General features: G+C 48.1%; 14 protein-coding genes. All 14 read right to left on the bottom strand.

The features are described 5' to 3' along the window. Positions 1 to 10: 10 nt before the first annotated feature. A complete protein-coding gene (locus PCH02S_RS01035) occupies positions 11 to 2,002 on the bottom strand; it encodes an alpha/beta hydrolase family protein (protein WP_127449200.1) in 1,992 nt (663 codons plus the stop codon). Then, positions 1,995 to 3,320 (bottom strand): Gfo/Idh/MocA family protein, encoded by a 1,326-nt coding sequence (locus tag PCH02S_RS01030; protein ID WP_127449198.1) that lies wholly within the window; start codon positions 3,318 to 3,320, stop codon positions 1,995 to 1,997. The genes PCH02S_RS01035 and PCH02S_RS01030 overlap by 8 nt, the downstream gene beginning before the upstream one ends. A gap of 155 nt (positions 3,321 to 3,475) precedes the next feature. Continuing rightward, positions 3,476 to 6,739 carry an S-layer homology domain-containing protein gene (locus PCH02S_RS01025; protein ID WP_127449197.1) on the bottom strand — a complete coding sequence of 1,088 codons (3,264 nt, stop codon included), beginning with the start codon at positions 6,737 to 6,739 and terminating at the stop codon, positions 3,476 to 3,478. A gap of 375 nt (positions 6,740 to 7,114) precedes the next feature. After that, positions 7,115 to 7,432, bottom strand: coding sequence for a MocE family 2Fe-2S type ferredoxin (locus PCH02S_RS01020; RefSeq protein ID WP_127449195.1), 318 nt, complete (start codon positions 7,430 to 7,432; stop codon positions 7,115 to 7,117). Then, positions 7,429 to 8,523 carry a fatty acid desaturase family protein gene (locus tag PCH02S_RS01015; protein ID WP_127449194.1) on the bottom strand — a complete coding sequence of 365 codons (1,095 nt, stop codon included), beginning with the start codon at positions 8,521 to 8,523 and terminating at the stop codon, positions 7,429 to 7,431. The genes PCH02S_RS01020 and PCH02S_RS01015 overlap by 4 nt, the downstream gene beginning before the upstream one ends. Before the next feature lie 28 nt (positions 8,524 to 8,551). Next, on the bottom strand, positions 8,552 to 9,160 hold the full coding sequence (locus tag PCH02S_RS01010; RefSeq protein ID WP_246068922.1) for a sugar phosphate isomerase/epimerase family protein: 609 nt from the start codon (positions 9,158 to 9,160) through the stop codon (positions 8,552 to 8,554). A 46-nt stretch (positions 9,161 to 9,206) separates the two neighbouring features. Further along, positions 9,207 to 10,061: a Gfo/Idh/MocA family protein gene (locus PCH02S_RS01005; RefSeq protein ID WP_246068896.1), complete on the bottom strand. Its 855-nt coding sequence runs from the start codon at positions 10,059 to 10,061 to the stop codon at positions 9,207 to 9,209. Between the two features lie 13 nt (positions 10,062 to 10,074). Next, complete coding sequence (locus PCH02S_RS01000; protein ID WP_127449192.1) at positions 10,075 to 11,058, bottom strand: aldose 1-epimerase; 984 nt, start codon at positions 11,056 to 11,058, stop codon at positions 10,075 to 10,077. 13 nt (positions 11,059 to 11,071) lie between these two features. Beyond that, positions 11,072 to 12,805 (bottom strand): glycoside hydrolase family protein, encoded by a 1,734-nt coding sequence (locus tag PCH02S_RS00995; protein ID WP_127449190.1) that lies wholly within the window; start codon positions 12,803 to 12,805, stop codon positions 11,072 to 11,074. Between the two features lie 17 nt (positions 12,806 to 12,822). Further along, complete coding sequence (locus tag PCH02S_RS00990; RefSeq protein WP_127449189.1) at positions 12,823 to 13,707, bottom strand: ABC transporter ATP-binding protein; 885 nt, start codon at positions 13,705 to 13,707, stop codon at positions 12,823 to 12,825. 1 nt (position 13,708) lies between these two features. Further along, the gene (locus tag PCH02S_RS00985; RefSeq protein ID WP_127449187.1) at positions 13,709 to 16,624 is read right to left on the bottom strand and encodes an ABC transporter permease; all 2,916 of its coding nucleotides are present in this window, start codon (positions 16,622 to 16,624) and stop codon (positions 13,709 to 13,711) included. Positions 16,625 to 16,636: 12 nt separating this feature from the next. Beyond that, a complete protein-coding gene (locus tag PCH02S_RS00980) occupies positions 16,637 to 17,665 on the bottom strand; it encodes an efflux RND transporter periplasmic adaptor subunit (protein ID WP_127449732.1) in 1,029 nt (342 codons plus the stop codon). Next, entirely contained in the window at positions 17,655 to 18,359 is a 705-nt protein-coding gene (locus tag PCH02S_RS00975) for an ABC transporter ATP-binding protein (protein WP_127449185.1), read from the bottom strand. Before PCH02S_RS00975 ends, PCH02S_RS00980 begins: the two co-directional genes overlap by 11 nt. Before the next feature lie 87 nt (positions 18,360 to 18,446). Next, positions 18,447 to 19,838, bottom strand: a complete 1,392-nt coding sequence (locus tag PCH02S_RS00970; protein WP_127449184.1) for an S-layer homology domain-containing protein — start codon at positions 19,836 to 19,838, stop codon at positions 18,447 to 18,449. Positions 19,839 to 19,855 lie beyond the last annotated feature (17 nt).

The raw sequence follows: 19,855 nt of genomic DNA, 5'->3' as shown, positions 1-19,855 counted from the left end.
TTCTCCTCCTTTAGCTTGCGGTGTTATTCCTATACTTGATGGCTGTACCGAGTCTGCCTTCTTGCTCAAGCCAGTTGTCTGCATCTGGGATATCGAAATAACGAAGCATGCCCGGCAGGATGAAACTTAAAGAATCATTCTCATCATAAAATGGTTCTCTGATCCACTGCGCAAGACTGCTCATTCGGTTTTCCAAGCATACGCGTTGGACGCGTGAATCGAGCAATGCGGCTAACTCCGCATAGATGGCATACTTCCCACTGCCGTAAAGTTCAATATCATCTGCATCGATATTTTTTAGAGTTCCTGCTAATTCAATAGCTCTCAATACATCGTAGGTTCGTACGGCTGCCATACTATCGCCCAGCCACATTAACTCATCCGTGTAGCGGTCCATCATGCCGAAACGTTTGTAAGGTCTCTCCTCTGGCGAATTCACGTGCGGCAAAAGCGAGCCGATGCCCACTGGATTGAGCACCAAGGCAATACGTCCGGCTGCGCAGGTCTCCTCAATCCATTTGGCATGCGCATTCGTTTGTTTGGTCCCTCCATCCCAGACAGCGATGGTAACGGGCAGCTTGCGGCCCGCTGCTTCAGCCGGAAAAAATTGCAAAGCATTATTGAGCAAACCTCGTTGGCTCCACCATACCGTCCTGAGCGCCCACAGATTCTCCACCTCACCGCCTCCGGAAAGACGCGGATTCAGGTCGCATGGCTTGCGATTGAAGTACACGGCATTTCGCAGCCACTTCAATGCCTGCTTCTTGCGCAGATCTTCCGGCAGCTCATGGCGCGCTTTCTCCAGCTGTGCCAGCCGTTCGTTGTTCTCGTCGTGTGTATTGCGGGCACCCGAACATTCGCCGATCACCTGCCCGCTCTGCGTGCAGTGAAGCTGATCCGCAGGCAGCAATTGAATACCATCATCCTGCGGAGTAACCTTACGACCCAACAGTTGTTCCGAAAAGAACTCTGCTGCCGCACGGGCCAGCGGGATCGAAAAGCGATGAGCATTTTCATCTTCAAAAATGTCCAGCAGCTCCCCTTTGTCATACATGTCCCAGAATCTACGGTTAACCGCTACGTTATGGCGTGGAGCTTCAATCGGGACGGAATCATACGTTGTTGCGAGCACACGTACAGGGCGAGGCGCCATCGCCAGCACGATATCTTCGTGATCAAAACCTAACGCTGAGAAGCCAGGCCATTTCTGTTCGGCATCTTGCGCTTTGCCGGTCAGGAGAAAATACGGCCTGTTCATGATAAATCCGCCCGGGGCTGCAGCAGCGATGCGTTCGTCGGCCATCATAAGCAGCGATGTTTGGGTGCCGCCGCCTGAATGCCCCGTTACTCCGATCCTTTGCGGATTCACTTCTTGTCTTGTGCACAAATAGTCAATGGCCCGCATGGCATCGTGAAGCATATAACGCGCCAAGCTGTCGCCAACCGGCATGCATTGCCGACCTACATTTTCATGCTCCGTTACGCTCGTCATTGGCGCTTGCCCTGTTTCAGGATCATAGAAGCCGAAGCGCTCCCCTTGACCTACCGGATCTAGCGACAATACGATCAGACCGGCATGCACCAAATAGTGACATACCGTCTGATATTCGTCGCAGTGTTTGGCCTGCTCGCGATGTCCGCACAACACTAGGACTGCGCCACGTGGCTCGGTTACGTCATCTGGTATATAGAGATTTGCCGTTGCATAAACGAGCGGTCTAGGTTCGAAAATCACTTTCTCTACATGAAAGCCATTTCCGGAGACTTTTCCTGTAATTTGAGGATTTAACGGTGTGTCCGAAGCAGGCAACCCACCGATACAAGTGAGGATGCCTTCACGAATTTCCTTCTGGCGCTGCATAAGATCAGTTTTATTTGCGATCGATCCACGCGCAAGCTCGCCCCTCTCCGCTGCACGCATGGCGGATTCGTAAATCCACCTTGGCAGCTGGCTTTTCACATCAAAATGGGCGATTTGAACATTTTCAAACTTTTCAAACACGATGAGATCCTCCTCCTCTTGACACTTCTGCCAGCTCTGACTCGATCAATAGATCGGATAAACGTATAGGTTGATTGGCAGTCGCAGATTTCCAAACGGCTTCGCCAGTTAGCACCGCAAGCGCCCCTGCCTCTGCACCCGCCATAATGTCATATTGACGCAGCGGATCAGGTCCCAGGAATAAATCCTCCAAAATAAGCGGATCGCCACCGCCATGCCCGCCGGCTTTCGGTACAACATGTATCGTTTCTTTGCCCCCAAACAGCGGGAAGTAGTCAATCGTTTGCTCAGGCACATGGAAAGCAGCGCGTCCGGACATAATTTCCTTTGTTTCAATCCTGCCTTTTGTCCCATTAATAGCCAGACGATAGCCCTCGTACGGCACCGAGAAATTGACGGAATAACTTAACATAGCGCCTTTATCGTACTTAACTACAGCTGCATACGTATCCTCAATATCAATTTCGCTATCGAAAATACACCCGTCAGGACGGTATCCTGTAAAGTTATCAGGCTTAATATCAACCGCATTCACATGGTCGTCTGGCGGTACAACCTCTTTGCTCCGTGATGACCATCGCATGAAATACGCACAGGAGGGTTTGACCCTGCATGTCCCGCAGTGTCTGCCGTCTTCCTTTACGGGATTGAACTCCCCATCTGGACCAAAATAGTTCAGCGCGCCATATGCGAACGCTTCCAATGGTTTCTGGCCGATCCACCAGTTTACAAGATCAAAATGGTGTGTGCTCTTATGAATTGACAACCCGCCGGAGTTGCTGCGTTTGCGGTTCCATCTTTTGAAATAGCTTGCACCGTGATACGTGTCAATGTACCAATTCAAATCAACCGACGTTACCCGGCCGATTTTGCCTTCCAGAATCAATTCCTTAATTCTTGTATGAATCGGAGAATACCGATAATTAAAAGTGACGTGAAGTTTCCCCCTGCTGTTATGCTGAGCATCCAAAACCCGCTTGCAGTCAGCGCCAGTCGTCACCATCGGTTTCTCCGAGATGACATCCAGATGGTGCTGCAAGCCCCCTACGATATAATCTGCATGGGTGTAATCCACTCCTGCCACAATGACAGCGTCTGGATTTGTTTCCTGAATCATCTGCTCAAATTGAGCCGGAGCGTATACAGGTGTCCCTGCCAGCGCCGGAAATTTCCTAAAGCAATTCGCAAAGCGGCTTGAGTCCGCATCCAGCAAGCCGACAATCTCGCAATGCTGATGGAACGTCTCCAGCATTGGACGAATAAACATGCCGTTTGCCCTCGTGCTCACGCCGCAAATCACGTATTTTTTCTTCGCCATGATGTTATCCCTCCTTGCTTCTACTGTTAAGTATACAAAGTTGCGAATAGCAAACCATTAGTGAAAACGACTGTCATTATAGGTCAATCCTGTCTGAGGTGGCTGGGCATAGAAATACCCTGCCGGGTTGCGGCAGGGTATTGAGAACTTAATAGTTAAGAACCTAAGATAACTGTGAATTTGAGAATCTGCGTTCCACCAACAAGGTAAATATTGAATTGTTGAATGTTGTTCGTCGTAGGATCGCTGCTTTTTGGATTGCGAGTATAAGATAATGTAAAGTTAGGATTCACAGACACCGAATCTTGTTTGGCTGGATCGAGTTCTTTATAAATAATGTCTCCAATAAACGATTGCAAACCGATAAAATCATTGGCTGGGCCAATTTGATCTTGATTCGTAACGGCAGCAGCACACGTAGTTGCTTTATTGTCTTTGTCTTTACACACATTAGTAAATGTACCGTAATTCGTAGCAGCCTGTAATTGATTCATTAATTGCGTATCCCACAAATAAAGACCGTTTAATTGCAGTTTGGCACCGTTACTTATCGTTTTTGGGTTACTGCCAGATATTTTGATCGATGTTGGGGCCATAGAGTCGATACCGGATCCAAGACTTTGTGTCAGCGACTTAACTCCGCTCGGAGTATCAAAGAAGACGGTAAGGTTAAATTTTCCGCTGTCGAGACCAATAATTTTCCCGTTGTTATAAGCCATGGCCTTCGGATTGTCGGAAGTAACCGCTCTGACCTTAACGGAAAGACCTGTATCCAAACCTGCAGAATCTTTGGTTAAAATGGTGACGCCTCTGGCCAGCGACGAATAGTTACTGAACAAGTACGTCGCATTCGTAACACTATTAATTTTTGCTGCATCATACAATATTCTTCCGACCGCCAAGAGCTCACTGCTTGAACCTAAGTCTAAAGAGTAGGTCAGATTCGGATTATTGATATCATCGACATCCACAATGATTGAGTCGTTGCTGAGCCTTTCTTGGATCTGTCCGCTTCCATCCAAATGAACTAACGTAGCCGTCAATTTGTAGCTGCCTTTTTTGACGGGATCCGGTTTGAAAGTGATGGATTGACCGTCACCTCCGCTTGCTTTGACAATATCCGTAATCTCCCTCAATACAACGGGAGTAGCATCAGTAAGCGTCACCGCTCCTGTGGTATAAACAGCTCCTGTAACACCGCTCAGCTTTTCAAGCTTCATTTCAACTTTATAATCGTCGCGCTTAGTCGAATACACTTGGTCGAACTGATCATAAATTTTGAATAAGCCGCTCGTTTTCGCTTGGGACAAGGAATTGATTAACAAAATGGTTCTTGCGGAGTTTCCTTCATCCAGCTTGATAGAATTAGGCTTACGAGCCGGTTCGATCATCATAGGAAGGCTAAACGTTTGATCGAGACCGTTCACTCGGACATAAATCGTGGCTGGTCCTGCCGACGTCACCTGTTTGACGTGAATAGTACCATTAAGGTCTATGCCTACATTGCGCGTAATATTTGTTTTCGGATCTGTACGGGTCTTCGGACTCGCTTCAACTACAAGGCCTCCTGTAGCATATACAGAGATTTTGCCAGCTGTTTCTAGCGCAGCTATTTCTGTTGAAGTTAACTCCTGGTTTGACGAATCGATAATTTTCAAGCTTATCGCTTTATCTTTATCGCCTTCCGTCAATGGCGTGAGTACGGGTCCGATTACAACGGAATATGCGGTTTTCGGTGCTGCTACATTCAATGTTTGTGATATCTGTTCCCCGTTAAACATTAAATTTAGCGTCACTTCTTTATTACTGTCCAAATCCGAGTAGACGACCAATTGCAATTCCGGGTAGCCGTCGTTATCGAAATCAACGAAATCATTAGGATCATCCGTTTTGAAAACATTACCAAGGGCCCCGGTAAAAGATTTGAATATTCCCATATTCAAAATTTTAGAATCTACAATTCGATTGCCGTACTGGTCATAAGCCTTAAAGGTGAGGTATGCCCGCCCTCCGGCTTGAAACACGAGTTGTCCGACCGGCAACTTCAAATTGTTTTTCGGATCACCTAAGTCGACTTTCTTCACTTGCGGCATGTCACCGATCGTGAATGTTTTGATGACATTTAGATATCCACTTTTCTCCAGCACATTAACTGTAATCGCATCATCTGGACGTAAATCGCTTAAATCCAAAATAATTGCATTGCTATCGGCCAAAATAGTTGATTGAACTTTTTTCGGTGCGCTTACATACACGTTCACATTGCTCGCCGATAACTTCATTGTCTCACCATATTGATTAAGGGCCTTATAAGTTATAAGCGCCTTTGACCATGGCAATTTCTCCGTGTTTGTAACGAATTCAAATTTAGCTGCCCTTTCATTCTCAGCGATAAACCCCATCGTGCCGTTTTCAACATCCACGCCGCTTAAGATGACTTGATATTGCGCAAATTCTAAGTCGTCACTCATTTCAAGCGTTGCTATCGTGCTGTCATCAGACCATGAGGTGATCGGTTCGAATTTAACGGGCTTGTTGTCCGAATCTAAATACCCCATTTTCGTCACGTTCAGAACAGCCTTATTGCTGTCAACTTCACGATTCAGCCTTACGGTTAGCTTATTTTTCCCGATAACTTTTACTTCCGCAATCGAAGCTTTAGCAGGCTTAGCCGTTGTCAGATGAAGCTGCAGCGCTGCATAAGCAGCAAGTGCCAGTGTTTTTCGAGTCACGTTAACGTTGCCGCCGAATTTACCGCCTGTCTGATTGGTCATGAGCTTTTGCTGTAGGGCGTAGGTGACATAGCTTTTATAATTCGCGTCTACCGTCTCATCTTTACTAGGAGCTGCCGCTTTCGCCTTATCATCTAGGCCAAGCCCTTTGATCAGCAGCATCGCCAGCTCTTGGCGGGTCACGACCGCTGTCGGATTGAATTTGTTATCAACCACGTCGTAGGTCAGATTCGCTTTTTTTAGTGCTTCAATATAGATTCGTGATGCATCATTCGTTTGGACGTCCGTGAAGCTCGATCCCTTAGCCATGTTGTCCATGGTCAATCCCAAAACGAGTGTTGCTGTTTTTGCTAACTGAGCTCGATTGATGGTATCATCCACACCAAAAGTATCCCCAGATGACTTCTCAATCGCGCCCATTTTTAGGAGAGCGCTGATTTTTTTCTTGTCATCCTTCGAAAGACTTTTTAAATCACTGAGCTGGTCAGCTAAATAAGTGTCGGCAGTTACGCTTGAAGAAGAAGCTGCCGGTTTCGTTGCCGCTGGTTTTGTTGTTGATTTTGGTGCTGGTGTCGCCGTCGTTGTGGATGACGTTTGTGGTGCAGCAGCTTCTTCTGCACGGACTAAAGGGGCAAAACAGTAACATAGCAGCATAAATGATAGTAACAGAGCAAGTTCTTTCCTCATTTCGTGCACCTCCCTATTATGATGATACCCCGTTTTAAAACGCTTACATTATGTATGGAACAAAACTAATGCCTCAAAGTAATCAGCCCCGCTCTCATTCGTTCATTTTCTTGCATGGACTAACTTTATTACAAAAACGCGACCAAATTATGGGGGCTTTTATGCAATTTTATAGGTTGTTTTATTCATCCTGCTGATGATGGTCTATTTTGCGCCCATCAAAACCTAAGCTGGATATGAGAGTAAGAACACCGCAACCCAAAAGCAGCAAATAGAGGTATCTGGGTCCGTTAGCGGGAGGCCAACACTCGCAAATAACCCTGACAAAGTCTCCTCCGTCAGGGTTCATCAAGCAGTCGGGCTTGAAACTCAAGCTCAAATTTGAATAAACACTTTCCCCGCCTCTATTTTTACCGGATACGTCTGCAAATCTACACACGCAGGCACACGTTTCGCGACACCCGTGGGGATGTCAAAACGGCCATTATGCTTAGGGCACTCAATCTGATTGCCCATGACTAAACCATTGGACAAATGAAATTTGCCATGGGTGCAAAAACCATCCGAGGCATAGTAGTCGCCCTTCTCCGTACGATATATCGCAAACGTGCGATCCTGATGATCGAAACGAATAACATCTTCGATCTCCACTTCGTCTGCTGGGCAGGCTTCGATCCATTCTCCGAGACTCATCCTAATTCGCTCCTATCTTTTAACATATGAGCAGGCCCGTACATATAAGGGCGCGCCGTTTTGGGCAGTGGTTTCACCACAACGTAAGCAGGATCTTGCTTCTGCTTTCTTAGTGCGCCAACAACCTCTTTCAAAGCTGCCCACAGACTTGGCCTGGCTGCCGGACAATCGGATTTCATTTCTTCATGCAGCTTTGGCAGCGCATGGTAAGGGACCATCGGAAACATATGGTGCTCCGTATGATAATTCATGTTCCAATAGAGAAAGCGGAAAATCGGATTCATATAAACCGTCCGGGTGTTTAACCGATGGTCGAGCACATCTTCATAGAGACCTAGATGCTGCGTAACACCAAACAGCAGCACGACGATTCCACCGTAAAACGAAGGCAGAAACACGAACATTGCGGGCAATAGGCTCCCAGTGAACAAGCATGCTGCCAAGACAGCAAGAATAATGAGCATATAAATGCGCGCTTCGCGGAATGTTTTCCGGTGCTGAGAGGAGGGAATGTATTCATTCTCCTGCTCATCCAACTTGCCAAACGTATGCAGAAAAAAACGTTTGATTTCGATAGGACCGCCATACAGATGAAAAATTTGCATAATGAGGATTTTCCAAATTGGCGGCCGTTCGGTAATAATTTCCGGATCACGTCCCACGATGATCGTATCCGTATGATGGCGGGCATGGCTCCACCGCCAAGGTGTAGCGGACCTCAAGACGAGAAAAGACGCGAATTGATACACGACCTCGTTCATCCAAGGCGTCTTGAATGCCGTTCCATGGCCGCACTCGTGCCATCTGGAATCGCCTGGGGTCGCATAGAGAATGCCATAAGCGAGAAAGGCGGGAATAGCCCACCAGGTTCCCCACGACAAAAAGGCGAGATATCCCAAAATGAAAAGTCCGCCAATCCAAATGATGGTGTCGCGAATGGCCGGGCCATCTTTCCGTTTCATCAATTCTTTCATCCGCTGGCGAGGGATCGGGCACGTATACCATTCCGCCTCCGCCAGCCCGAGCTCAATTGCCCGTTTATTCTCAGCTCCAGTAATGCTGTAGTCCCTTTTTTTCTTTTTTACAGACATGTCAATTCACTCCCTCATCCTTTACCTGTTAACCGCCAATTGCTTTCAGCTTGTCGTCAAGGAACTTTTTGGCGCGCGGGATATCCTGCTCATCCAGATGCTCAATAATAATGGGAATATTCGGGTGAAGCTTAGACAGCTTTTGCAAATATAAGTCATAATTCAGAATTCCCAGTCCAGGAGCTGGAAGCTCAACAGCGCCTGCACCACGGAAGGTGTGTGATTCGACGGCGTCGATTGTTGCATGCTTCTCCGACAAATCTTCAGCAGGCTTACAGTCCTTGGCATGGGCAATTTTTATTTTATCTCCGAGCGTATGGAAAATGCGGTTCAGCGTCTCGTCGACGTGGCCAATGTTGCTGTCCGTGAAATAGTTCGTCGGGTCCATCAGCAGGCCAAGACCTGGATGATTCACATCGGAGAATAAACGAGTCAGCGCGTCAACGGAACCGATTACGTTATTTACGTAGTTTTCCACAAGGAATACCGATCCATGGTCATAGGCAAACTTGGCTAAGGATTCGATTTGGCGGCACGTCTCTTCGTAGGCTTTTTCCGAGCCATTTTTCGGGTCCCACACCCAGTCGCTTTCCGTGTTATAAGTTCCCGTCTCACTGATCACGTACGGCGTTCCCAAATCGCGGGCAAATTTCAGCAAAGTCTGCAGGCCGAACAGGTTTTGTTCACGTTTCTTTCTCCGGATACCTCGGCCACCCGATCGTGCCCTGTGCCATGCCGTCCAGTCCCTCAACCCGCCATTTGATATAAATGTCCTTCTCGGTGCCTTCCCCCGGCCATGCCCAAACGTCATCGAGACTGGTTGCCATTAACTCGTTCGCATACTGGAACGTATATTGCGATATCCCGTCTATATGCGGAAATTTGGTTCTAGGATCGCGGCGTGTAACGGCTGTAACTCTCTCCGGATCGCCGAACAAATACCTGAACACATCAATATGATGAATGCCCATATTCAAAATCTCAAGGTTTTCATACTTATGCAGAAAATCCTGCCAATGCGGAATCGCACGCATGTCTATTGATGCTAACACAGGCTGCCCCAGATATCCCCGGTCAAGTATAGTCTTGAGGGCACGCATCGATTGGTCATACCTCATGTTGGAATTGACGGTGATTTTGATCCCTGCATTCTCGCACAAGTCCACGATTTCCTTCGCTTCTTTAGAGTTCATCGCCAACGGTTTTTGACACAAAATTCCCTTGATATGCTTCATCTTCACTGCGAGACGAACAACGTCAAGCTGCCGGTCAGGAGGAAAAGCAATATCCAGAATCTCGATTTGCTCATCTTGAACGAGCTCCTCCCACGTCCTGTGCACAGTTTTAATGTTCCGCAGTTCTGCAACGGCTTTGGCGTTATCGTAGGTTCTCGATGCGATCGCCACCGGATTGAAACCGGCATCGCGATAAGCGATAAGATGGCAGTCTCGCATAATGAACCCGGAACCGATGCAGCCGATACGGAAATCTTTGCGTGCCGGCCATTTCGGCTTGATACTCAAGTCTAAGTTAACCAAACGCGACGCCTCCTTATTTTTCAATCCACATCCCTGTCGTGAATCGGACTTGTTCACCTGCCCGTATGCCCCGGGCTCCTGTCAGTTCGTGTTCGTAAGGTAGATTAAAGGCATCCGTAACATAGGTGTAAGGCTCCAGAGAATAAGCTGATGCCCAATCTGGTCGAAATAAGACCACATTAGGAAAGGTTTGATCGAACCGGTAAGCAATCGTATAGTTCCGATTTTTCATTTCAATCCGGCATGTTCGATCCCCATCCTGACTCATGGTTATCAGAGAACAGCCAAGCAGCGGGTAGTTCTCGATAGAAGCACCTTGCCGAAGCTTTCGGCTGAATGCCGATTCCTCCGGCGTGCCGATGACGAATGCCTGGTTCGTAACGGGCCATTCCGCAGCCGCAGGTACACAAAGTGAAATTTCTTCACCGTCCCCAAACGGTACTGCAAAGTAAGGGTGCAGCCCAAAAGCGAACGGGGCTTCCTCCACGCCTTTATTTTCAATCCCCCCTTCCAGATAAAGTCGGCCAGCCTTCAGCCGATATGTCATTGTAAAGACCAGCATATGAGGAAAATAGGCCATAATCTCAGGATGATCAGCGTAACGAAATTGGCTGGTGACCCAAGCCCCTTCCTCTTCGGAAGCGCCGTAGCCAACCACTTTCCATGCCTTTGAACATATTTCACCATGCAAATGATGATCAGGAGGCTCGTTCAGAGGCAGCTTATATTCACGACCTTTGAATAAAAAACGACCGTTAAGAACCCTGTTCGGCGGAGATAATAGTGGTGTCCCGTATTTAAACACCTCATTGGGTTCATGCCATAACGAGCTTAAGCTCGCAGGCGGCATGAGAACTTCAACCCCATCGCACGTGAAACGATAAAGATTATTGCCGATTGCCGGGATCAGCTCCGCGGAGGAACGGCTTTCTTCGTCGGTTAACCGAATGATGGAGAATCCCTCTTTGAGTAAGGGGCCAGCCCAATATGTACTCATTTGCCCCTCCTTTTTACCAATAAAATTCTTCCTGTAATCGGCGATACTGGCCTGAACGGAGAGGTGCTTTCTCGAATATTTTCCGGTTGTTATAAAAGGGGTGATGCGTCCCTGCCGGACTCAAATGAATGACATCATCCCCGCGCCAACGCGTGATAAACTCCTGTCCTACCGCCTTCTCTATGGTTTGGCGTTCACTAAGCGGGAAGGTTAGCGTAATCTTCTCTCCTGCCTGAACCGGGCCGAGCGCGAGGAAGCGTTGGTTCACCCACATGCTTGGTTCGCTGCCGGATTGTGTCCGTACGCTATCGCCAAGTTCACGGTAGACTTCCACCTTCGCGTAGCCTGCCCATTCAGGGATGCGAACCAGCAATCTTGGCACACTGCGATGAATTTCCAGTTCCACCTTGCCTTCGTGAGGCAAATGACTGGAGACATCAAGCCAACGTGAGCCCCGGTTCAACAGAAAATTTACGCTAATCGTCCCGTTATGCTCCGTAATCGTATTGCTCCAGCCCATAAATAAACCGCGCGTCCCCGAGCCGATACAGCAGGTTTGCAAATCGCTGGTATGCCCTCTGCCTCCGCTGACATTACAGCAGAAATCGTTTGGAGCGGAGTAACCGGCGAATGCGCCACGCGTACGTTCCGCCACGTTGAAGAAAGATTTCATCCCAACATCATCATTGGCTTTGCTGTCAGCTCCCACAACCCAATCCAGATTCAGCAGCTGCGACTCGGTTAAGTGGTTGCGCATGAAGCGTTCTACGATGCCCCAGTACTCCACATATCCGACTCTAGCCAGCGTAATTCCTGTAGAAATCAAGTCAACGAGCGAGCAAGTTTCATGCTCAAAAGCTTGTTCGTGCATATCGCCAGGCGTCCAGCCAAACGTTGTGGAGCGAGTTAACGCCCAGTCATAGCTCTTCTTGACGAAATGGATGATTGAAGCATCCTGTGTATGCAAAGCGAAACGCGCGAGCGCATCAAGTGTACCAATACGGGTATGGAAGTGGCCGCTGCGGTAAGCAAGCGAATCGTTAAAGCTGCCATCCGGATTAAACACACCGCTGCGATGAACGATAAGCGCCGAGAAAAATTGACACAGCTCGAATGCATCCATATTTCCTGTCAGCTCATAATATTTGAGCAGCGGCATGACCAAACGTCCGCAGAATGCCGCCGGATCCGGGGCCAATCGAAGCTGGATCGCGTTCGTGGACGGCCAGCCATTGACGGTGTACTCGGAAGCCGGATAGTACCACACGTCTTTCTCCTTAATCGCGATACGTTTGAGCGCAGCCACATGTTTATCAGCCACATGCTTGATTTTGCGGTCGCCTGTTGACATAAACCAGGAAGTCAATGCAAGAATGACAGCCCGCTGGTCAATCAAGTTTGCGTTCGTTTCCCAAGGTGCCTTCGGATTGATTTGCCGGTAGCTGAGACCATCCTCTTTAAAAAAGCTGAGGAAGTTAGCTCGGTAACGCTCCTCAATGTCCCGCCCCCGCTCGTCTCCTGTCATATGTCTGGCCAAAATAAGAGCATCCACCAAGCGGCCATGGCTGGAGCCGTAATCCCAATCCCCATGGGTCAAAAACGCCGGCTTCTCCATCAAATTCGCGGCAAAAAAAGGAATATATCCGAAATCCTCATCCGCCATCCCGATAATGGCGCTAAGCACGTGCCCTGCCCGCTCCTCCAGCAGCAGGGTATCCGGTATTTGTTTCGTTTGCTGACTAATCATCGACAATTGCTCCTTCGTTATACTTTGATAGGAGGTATGAGCACAATTTTGCCGTCCTCCACCGTAACCTTCACTTTGTTCGTTTCTTTCATGCCGATGGATTCCAAGTAGCTCGCAGGAATTTGCAGCCGACCGGCTTGGTCAAGCACCGCATATTCGTCGTGAGACTCCTCTTCTTCCTCTTCAATGCCTTCTTCTAAATCCTGCATTTCTTGCTCATACGACTTACGCCGTAAAATTTCTGACGACGTTCGTCCGTCCCGGATCGCAACCACACGATCCACCTTCTTGGCGAGCATGGGATCATGTGTCACAATCACGATCGTGAGCCCCAGTTCCCGGGAAAGCTGCCGGAACAAATCAAGGATTTGGTTCGCCATGCGCGTATCGACCGAGCCCGTAGGTTCATCGGCAAGCAGCAGCTTCGGATGATTGGCAAGGGCAATCGCAATCGCCACGCGCTGCTGCTCTCCACCGGATAACTGGTTCAACTTGTTATTCCTTCTGTGGCTAAGCCCGACGGCTTCCAGCAGCTCAAGCGCGCGCTCCCGTTTCCGTTTGCCCTGCAGCAGAATGGGCAATTCCACATTTTCCTGAGCGGTCAAATAAGGGATTAAGTTGCGCGCATTGTTCTGCCAGACAAAGCCGACGGATTCGCGCTTATATTTGACGAGGTCTTTTTCGCGGATGCTGAGCAGATCCTTGCCGTCTACGATCAAACGCCCGGCCGAAGGACGATCAAGTCCTCCAAGCATATTGAGCAGCGTCGATTTGCCGCTTCCGCTATTGCCGATAATAGCCATCAGCTCGCCAGCTTCCACATGCAGATCCAAGCCTTGCAGCGCCACGACTTCCAAATCGGCAATTTTGTAGATTTTAACCAGATTATCGCAATGGATCATCTTAATCCTCCCCAAGCTTCACGGCCTGATGTATCCGGATTCGCGAGACGATATGTCCGAGCACCACAAGCCCAATTGTAATCATGGCGGTAACGATCGCGTACAGCCGCTCATGGTCGCGCGGATCGAACGTAACTTGAAACGGAGGCACTTGTGTGCTGGGATCGAACGATAACTCGAATAAGGGAACAAACAAATGACTGGCGATATTGCCCGTCATCATCCCAATAAGAATCGCTGCGCCCGATACCATCACTTGTTCACCGATCAGCATGCCAATCAGTTGAGCGACGGAAACGCCCATCGCCCTGAAAATCCCGAACTGCAGGGTCCGAGCGGATAACGACAACACCCAGTAGAGCAGGAAACCGAAAAAGCAAACGACAACCGAAATGATAAATCCTAACGTCATAACACCATTAATCGCGAGTTGAAAAGGATCTTTGACAGCTATGATCTGCGCTTGTTTGGCGTCGGTCAACGATTCGATATCATACCCGTGTTTGATCACAGCCTGATACACGGCTTGACTGCTTGCTTCCGGTTTCAGTTTCATCCAAACCTCATAAGGCTCAATTCCGATGTTATTCTGAATGTACGTGAGGTGACCGACGATTAGCATCGGTTTCTTTACCTTCGTGGTCGTCCCTTGCTTCGTGGTAACCGAAATCGTATCACCCGCTCCCGGATTAGGATTCCAGGAAGGCCAATAATTAATGATCCCGAAGACGGTCACGGAAGCAGGTTCGAGGTTTCCCCAACCGACCGACAGGGTATCTCCTACTTGGACGCCGTATTCTTCCGCCACCGACTTTGATATCAGAACAGCAGAAGGATTTTTGGCAATTAAATTTAAATACTCGTATATATGATGATCCAGCAAATGATCTCTCAACCACGCCGTCTCGCCGAAGGCTTTGGTGTCTATGCCCATCAGCTCAACTTTGGCGTTCGTTTTACCTTTGGTGAAGGATGCATCGTTTTTGACAAACACCTTAGTTGCATGTTCCACGCCTGGCAGCTGAGTAAACGGTAAAAAAGACGGCTCGCTATATTGAACCTTAGGCGGTGGAGTTACTGCAGCATCATTCGATGAAGCCTCCTCAGACGAACTGTCATCGCTCGATTCCTCTGCGCCAAATAAGATAGCCGGTGGCGCATCGTTTTCCCAATGAATCTGCATGACGATATCGGAACCGGCGGAATACCGGATTTTATCCGTCGTGTTCTGATTGATGGTACGCGTAGCGCTTGCGCTGAACAGTCCGGTAGCAATCGTAATGATGAGAAACACCATAATAAATTGATACTGAATAATCGAACGGCTCACCTGGATTAAAGTCGTGTACACAGTTGGCGGCCACCAGCGTTTCCCGATTCTGTACAGAAGCTTCATGAATAAGGGATATAAACGAAGCACGAGCAATCCGAGTCCGAAAATAAACATCGCGGGAATGAGAAACAACAGGGGATCTACTCGCAAATCACCTGATTTCAAACCGAGTGAAAGGATATCTTTGACCCTCGTTTTGTAATTCTGCAATCCGTATAACGAAATACCGATGATCGCGATATCGAGAAAAAATTTATGCCAAAAAGACTGTTTCTGCAGTCTCGCTGATTGCTGCTTGTGGCCGACAATGGTGACTCTTGTGGCAAGGATAACGGGAATAATCGTCATGACAAGCGATGCTGAAATTGCGATCAACGCATAGAGAAAAGCATCCTGATTAAGCGCAGTTTCCAGCTTTGCGCGTTGGACAAATTCAAGAAATCCATTAGAAGCACCTAATAAGCTTGTAATCGATTCGCCAATATACGGCCCTACCCCATAGGCAATCGCCCCAAGCACTACGCCTTCAACGGCGTAACTAAGCACAATTTGCCAGCGGCTGGCTCCCCGGCTGCGCAGCACGGCGATCTCTGTTTTTTGCCTTTCCGTGATGAGGTTAGCCACCATGTATAAGTAAAAAGCGAGCATCAGCATAACAGGCACATTAAGTGACCATAACATTTTCCGCAAATTCGCTTCTTTTACATAATAGTTAGTGAGTGTTTGGAGCGCTGGCACGTTTTTATTATGGTTTTCATAATGAGCATCCATGTAGGTATTGATCGCTTCATCGTTGTACAGAAATCCGTCGGCGGAGGCCAAAGTCAACAGCTTGTAATCAAGCGCAAAATACCAATAGCTGGATTGAACATTTAACTTGCCATCCACCGTAAACGCTTTCTCGAACAATTGAAAATCGATAAGAAAGCTGTTTTTATAACTGCTCGTATTGTTGTACCAAAAAATATCGGTGTAGTCTTTGCGGTCGAACACGCCGACAGGTTTAATGGAGATCGGCTCCTGCAAACCCGCATCTTTGATAATGAAAACGGTGTTCAGCACCATCCCGAGCTCAGTTAATGCCTCTGGAGCAACAAGGGCTTCATACACACCGTTAACCGGCTCATTCGCCGGAAGCCGCCCATCTACAAGTCTGATGTGGCTCTCCATGCCATCGATTGCGGAAATATCGGCTGATCTTTGCACATTAACATCGATTTTATCCGGCTCAGCGGGTGTTAAATTGTAACGCTGTGTTGCCCTTTCACGCACGAAGGACTGCACCGGGATGCCGAATCGCCCTTCTTTTCCCTTAAGAAACTGCTCGGTTTCTGCTATCGTGACATGCTTCGCTTGTTTTTCTTGCGCGGAAAAAGAGGCTGACAGCCAATAAATGCCCGGATATTGATTGCTGCCCAGCTGCAGCTGCTGCATTTCTTGAATGAGCAGCCGTTGCAAAATGGCACTCGTATAAATCGGCATGCTGCTCGCCAATGCGACGGACAGCACAAGCCCGAACAACAAGCTAAGCTCTAGCCATTTATTATTGATCATTTTGCGCAAGATCATGATAAATAACGCCAACGTCTTAGCCTCCTAGTTGTTCAGGATAATCTGCTGCCCTTCACTTAACCCTTTGCGAATTTCCACTTCTGTCGCCGCAACGATACCCTTTTCCACATCAATTTCTTTGCGGCTTTCACCATCGAGCACCTGGACGAAATCCCGACCCATGTAGTTGCGCAGTCCGGCTCTTGGGATTACCATCACTTGATCGCGCTTCTGGGTCACAATCGTGATATCCGCCTGATTGCCAATCACAACATCCGGTGGCAAACCTGTCACCTGAATGTAGATGGCTTTCGCATTTTTATCCTGAATCGCTTTATTACTGTTTGGCGGCGCGGAGAGAGGCGTTTGAACAACCTTCCCCGGATAGGTTTTATCTTTGATTTTCACCGTTACATCCATGCCGACTTCGACTCCACCCAGATCATTGCTGCTTGAAGCCGTATAAACGAGCTTCATCTGTTTCTGATCGGAAAGCGTGATGACCTGTTTGTAAGCAACGACTTGGTCCCCTGGCTGAAGTGTATCGATAAACGTAACAACTCCGTCAATGGTAGACGTCAGCCTTGTATTCTGGAGTTGATTCTGCAGCGATTCCAGTTGCAGCTGGGCGCTCTCCATATCGAGCAGCTTCATCCGAATATCGGGATCATCGCCATCTTTCTCCGCCATGGCTTGCTGAAGTGAAATTTTCAACTTCTCAATGGCGATTTGCTGGAGCTTCACTCTCATATCCAAATCGGACGTTTCTGTTGTTGCCAGTACGTCCCCGGCTTTTACCTGATCCCCCAGTTTCACGTTGATTTGCTTCAAACGTCCGCCGGACTCCGAGTAAAATAAATAGTCCATTTTATCGGAAGCAAATGTCGCAACACCCGTAATTTGTTGAGCAATATTGCTGCGTTTGACCGTGTACAGGTTTAAGATTTCCTTAGCGGGCTCGACAAGCGGCGGTTTCAGCTCACCTTCCTCAACGGGCAAAAGCGCGCACCCCGCCAGCACCCACGCCATGCAGCATAGGCCAATAACCGGCATAACTGCGCGTTTAAGTCGCATCGACAATTTGTCCATCCTCCAATGCGTAAACATGATCGGCATAACTCATAATGGCGGGATCATGCGTCGTGAGGATAATGGTCATGCCCTCATGCTGCACCAAATCTTTGAATACCCGCATCACTTGCGCCCCCATCTTGCTGTCTAATTCAGCCGTCGGTTCATCTGCAAGAATTAACGTCGGTTTGTGGGCAATCGCTCTTGCAATCGCCACCCGCTGCTGCTCTCCCCCAGACATTTCAAACGGCCTATGCTTCATCCTCGCCTTAAGCCCTACATATTCTAGTGCACTCTCGGTATACTCCTTAAAATTCACTGACTTTACGCCGGCAATACGCAAGCCAAACTCTACATTCTCATACGCGGTCATTAACGGAACAAGGCCAAATGATTGAAAAATAAGCCCCATATCCTTTCGCCGGAGGGCGTTACGTTTGCTTTCGGAATAACCGCTGATTTCATTGCCGTTAAAGAACACCCGTCCCTCTGTTGGTCTATCCAGCGCACCCAAAATATTGATTAATGTGGTTTTGCCAGAGCCCGAACGGCCTCTGAGTGCAATGAGCTGCTTAGAAGGAATACTTAAGCTCGCTCCTCTTAATGCATGAACAGCCGCCGAGCCGCGCCCAAATATGCGAGTGACACCTTCCGCTTGAACCAGATGTGCAGAGCTTGCTTGTTGAAGGACATTCATGACCACTCACGCTCCTGTATGTGCGGATTTGGCTAGAGAAAAAACTCCAGTTCGAAAACTGGAGTTCGACATGTTGATGCAAAGCTATTAGCCGTTTTGCAGTGTCCACAAAACAAGTGCGTCCAAAAGCTTCCAACTATCTTCAGTAGCGTTATCGTAATTACCGGCAAAGGAGAAGAAGGAGAGACGCGCTTGCACCTCATAGCCGCTATCGGAGTGCGTTCCTTTGTTATAGTAGAAAATAGTTGCTTCTTTCGGTTTTCCTGGAACTGTCGCAATAACCGTAGCGTCCTTGCCTGGAAGGCCATAAGCCATAGCTGTTTTTGGATCTGTCGTTAATAGAAGATCTACTTCACCGGAAAGTCCTGCCGCAGCTTTATCTTTTGGCTCAGCAATCGTTGTAGATTTGATATTATATTCGTTGGTGTTCTCCTCTTGAGAGGAAAGACCCAGATAGTACATGCCGTGATTTTTCAAGTAAACTGTTGGGATCGCAATATCTTTCATAATGCCGGAACGAAGATATTTGGAGTTCAGCGTGTTGCTGACGAAAACCAAATCATATCCATCTGCTTTATCTGCCGTAAATTTATCACAGTTCACCCATGTTACTCTGAAACCAAGATCTTTCAAGCGGCCAATAATTTTCTCATCATCCGGGTTATCTTTCAGTTGTGTCATTTGTGAGCTTTGACGTGTGATGAAAAGCAGTTTTTTGCCTTGTGCGGAAATTTCGCCAGCTGGCGCTGCAGGATCTTTGCCAGTCTCCGGCTTAACTTCTGGCTCTTCTGTTTGTTCCGGCTCACTACCGGAAAGAATTTGTTTGGCTGCAAAGCTGGCAAGAGCCAGCATTTTACGTGTAGCAGATGTTTTACCGCTAAATTTACCCGCCGATTGATTTGCTAGCAAGTTTTTCTCTAGTGCAAGTGAAACATAACCTTTGGCCCAGTCATCTACCGTAGAATCATCAACCGGCGTAGCTGAGGCTGCCTCATCATCCAGACCTAAACCACGAATCAGGAAAGCTGCCAGCTCTTGACGGGAAACGTCGCCGGCCGGTTTGTACGTTTTGCCTTCTGCATCGTAACCATTGGTAAGTCCCGCCTTCTTCAATGCTTCAATATAAGGAAGCGCATAAGAATTGGCCGGATCGTCGCTTCTGACGTCAGTAAAAGAAGAAACCGTCAGCGTATCGTCAACTTCAAGGTTAAAAATAATGGCAGCCACTTTTGCAAACTGTGCCCGGTTCATCCGAGCGTCCAGTCCGAACGTATCTTCCGTCAACCCATTAAATACGCCGTCTTGAATCAGTGAATCAAACTTATCCTTGTCTGCTTGGGGTAAGTTTTTCAAATCTTTGAAGTCGTCAACACTTTTAACCGCTGCGGCTGGTGTATCCGTGTCTGCTGCGAAAGCAAACGGAAGGACAGTTAGTGACATGAGAAGGATAGACAGTAGCGAGAATACAAATTTTTTCACGTGAACTCACCTTTCTA

This window comes from Paenibacillus chondroitinus NBRC 15376 (genome assembly GCF_004000765.1).
GTDB lineage: Bacteria > Bacillota > Bacilli > Paenibacillales > NBRC-103111 > Paenibacillus_E > Paenibacillus_E chondroitinus.
The sequence above is the reverse complement of the archived record's forward strand: the minus strand, read 5'-3'. Positions and strand labels throughout refer to the sequence as shown.

Bases quoted from the DNA above. Each gene is read 5' to 3' on its own strand.
- PCH02S_RS01020 (WP_127449195.1), bottom strand. From the start codon at position 7,432: ATGAGTCTCGGAGAATGGATCGAAGCCTGCCCAGCAGACGAAGTGGAG.
- PCH02S_RS01015 (WP_127449194.1), bottom strand. From the start codon at position 8,523: ATGTCTGTAAAAAAGAAAAAAAGGGACTACAGCATTACTGGAGCTGAG.
- PCH02S_RS01000 (WP_127449192.1), bottom strand. From the start codon at position 11,058: ATGAGTACATATTGGGCTGGCCCCTTACTCAAAGAGGGATTCTCCATC.
- PCH02S_RS01025 (WP_127449197.1), bottom strand. From the start codon at position 6,739: ATGAGGAAAGAACTTGCTCTGTTACTATCATTTATGCTGCTATGTTAC.
- PCH02S_RS01030 (WP_127449198.1), bottom strand. From the start codon at position 3,320: ATGGCGAAGAAAAAATACGTGATTTGCGGCGTGAGCACGAGGGCAAAC.
- PCH02S_RS00975 (WP_127449185.1), bottom strand. From the start codon at position 18,359: ATGAATGTCCTTCAACAAGCAAGCTCTGCACATCTGGTTCAAGCGGAA.
- PCH02S_RS00990 (WP_127449189.1), bottom strand. From the start codon at position 13,707: ATGATCCATTGCGATAATCTGGTTAAAATCTACAAAATTGCCGATTTG.
- PCH02S_RS00980 (WP_127449732.1), bottom strand. From the start codon at position 17,665: ATGCGACTTAAACGCGCAGTTATGCCGGTTATTGGCCTATGCTGCATG.
- PCH02S_RS00995 (WP_127449190.1), bottom strand. From the start codon at position 12,805: ATGATTAGTCAGCAAACGAAACAAATACCGGATACCCTGCTGCTGGAG.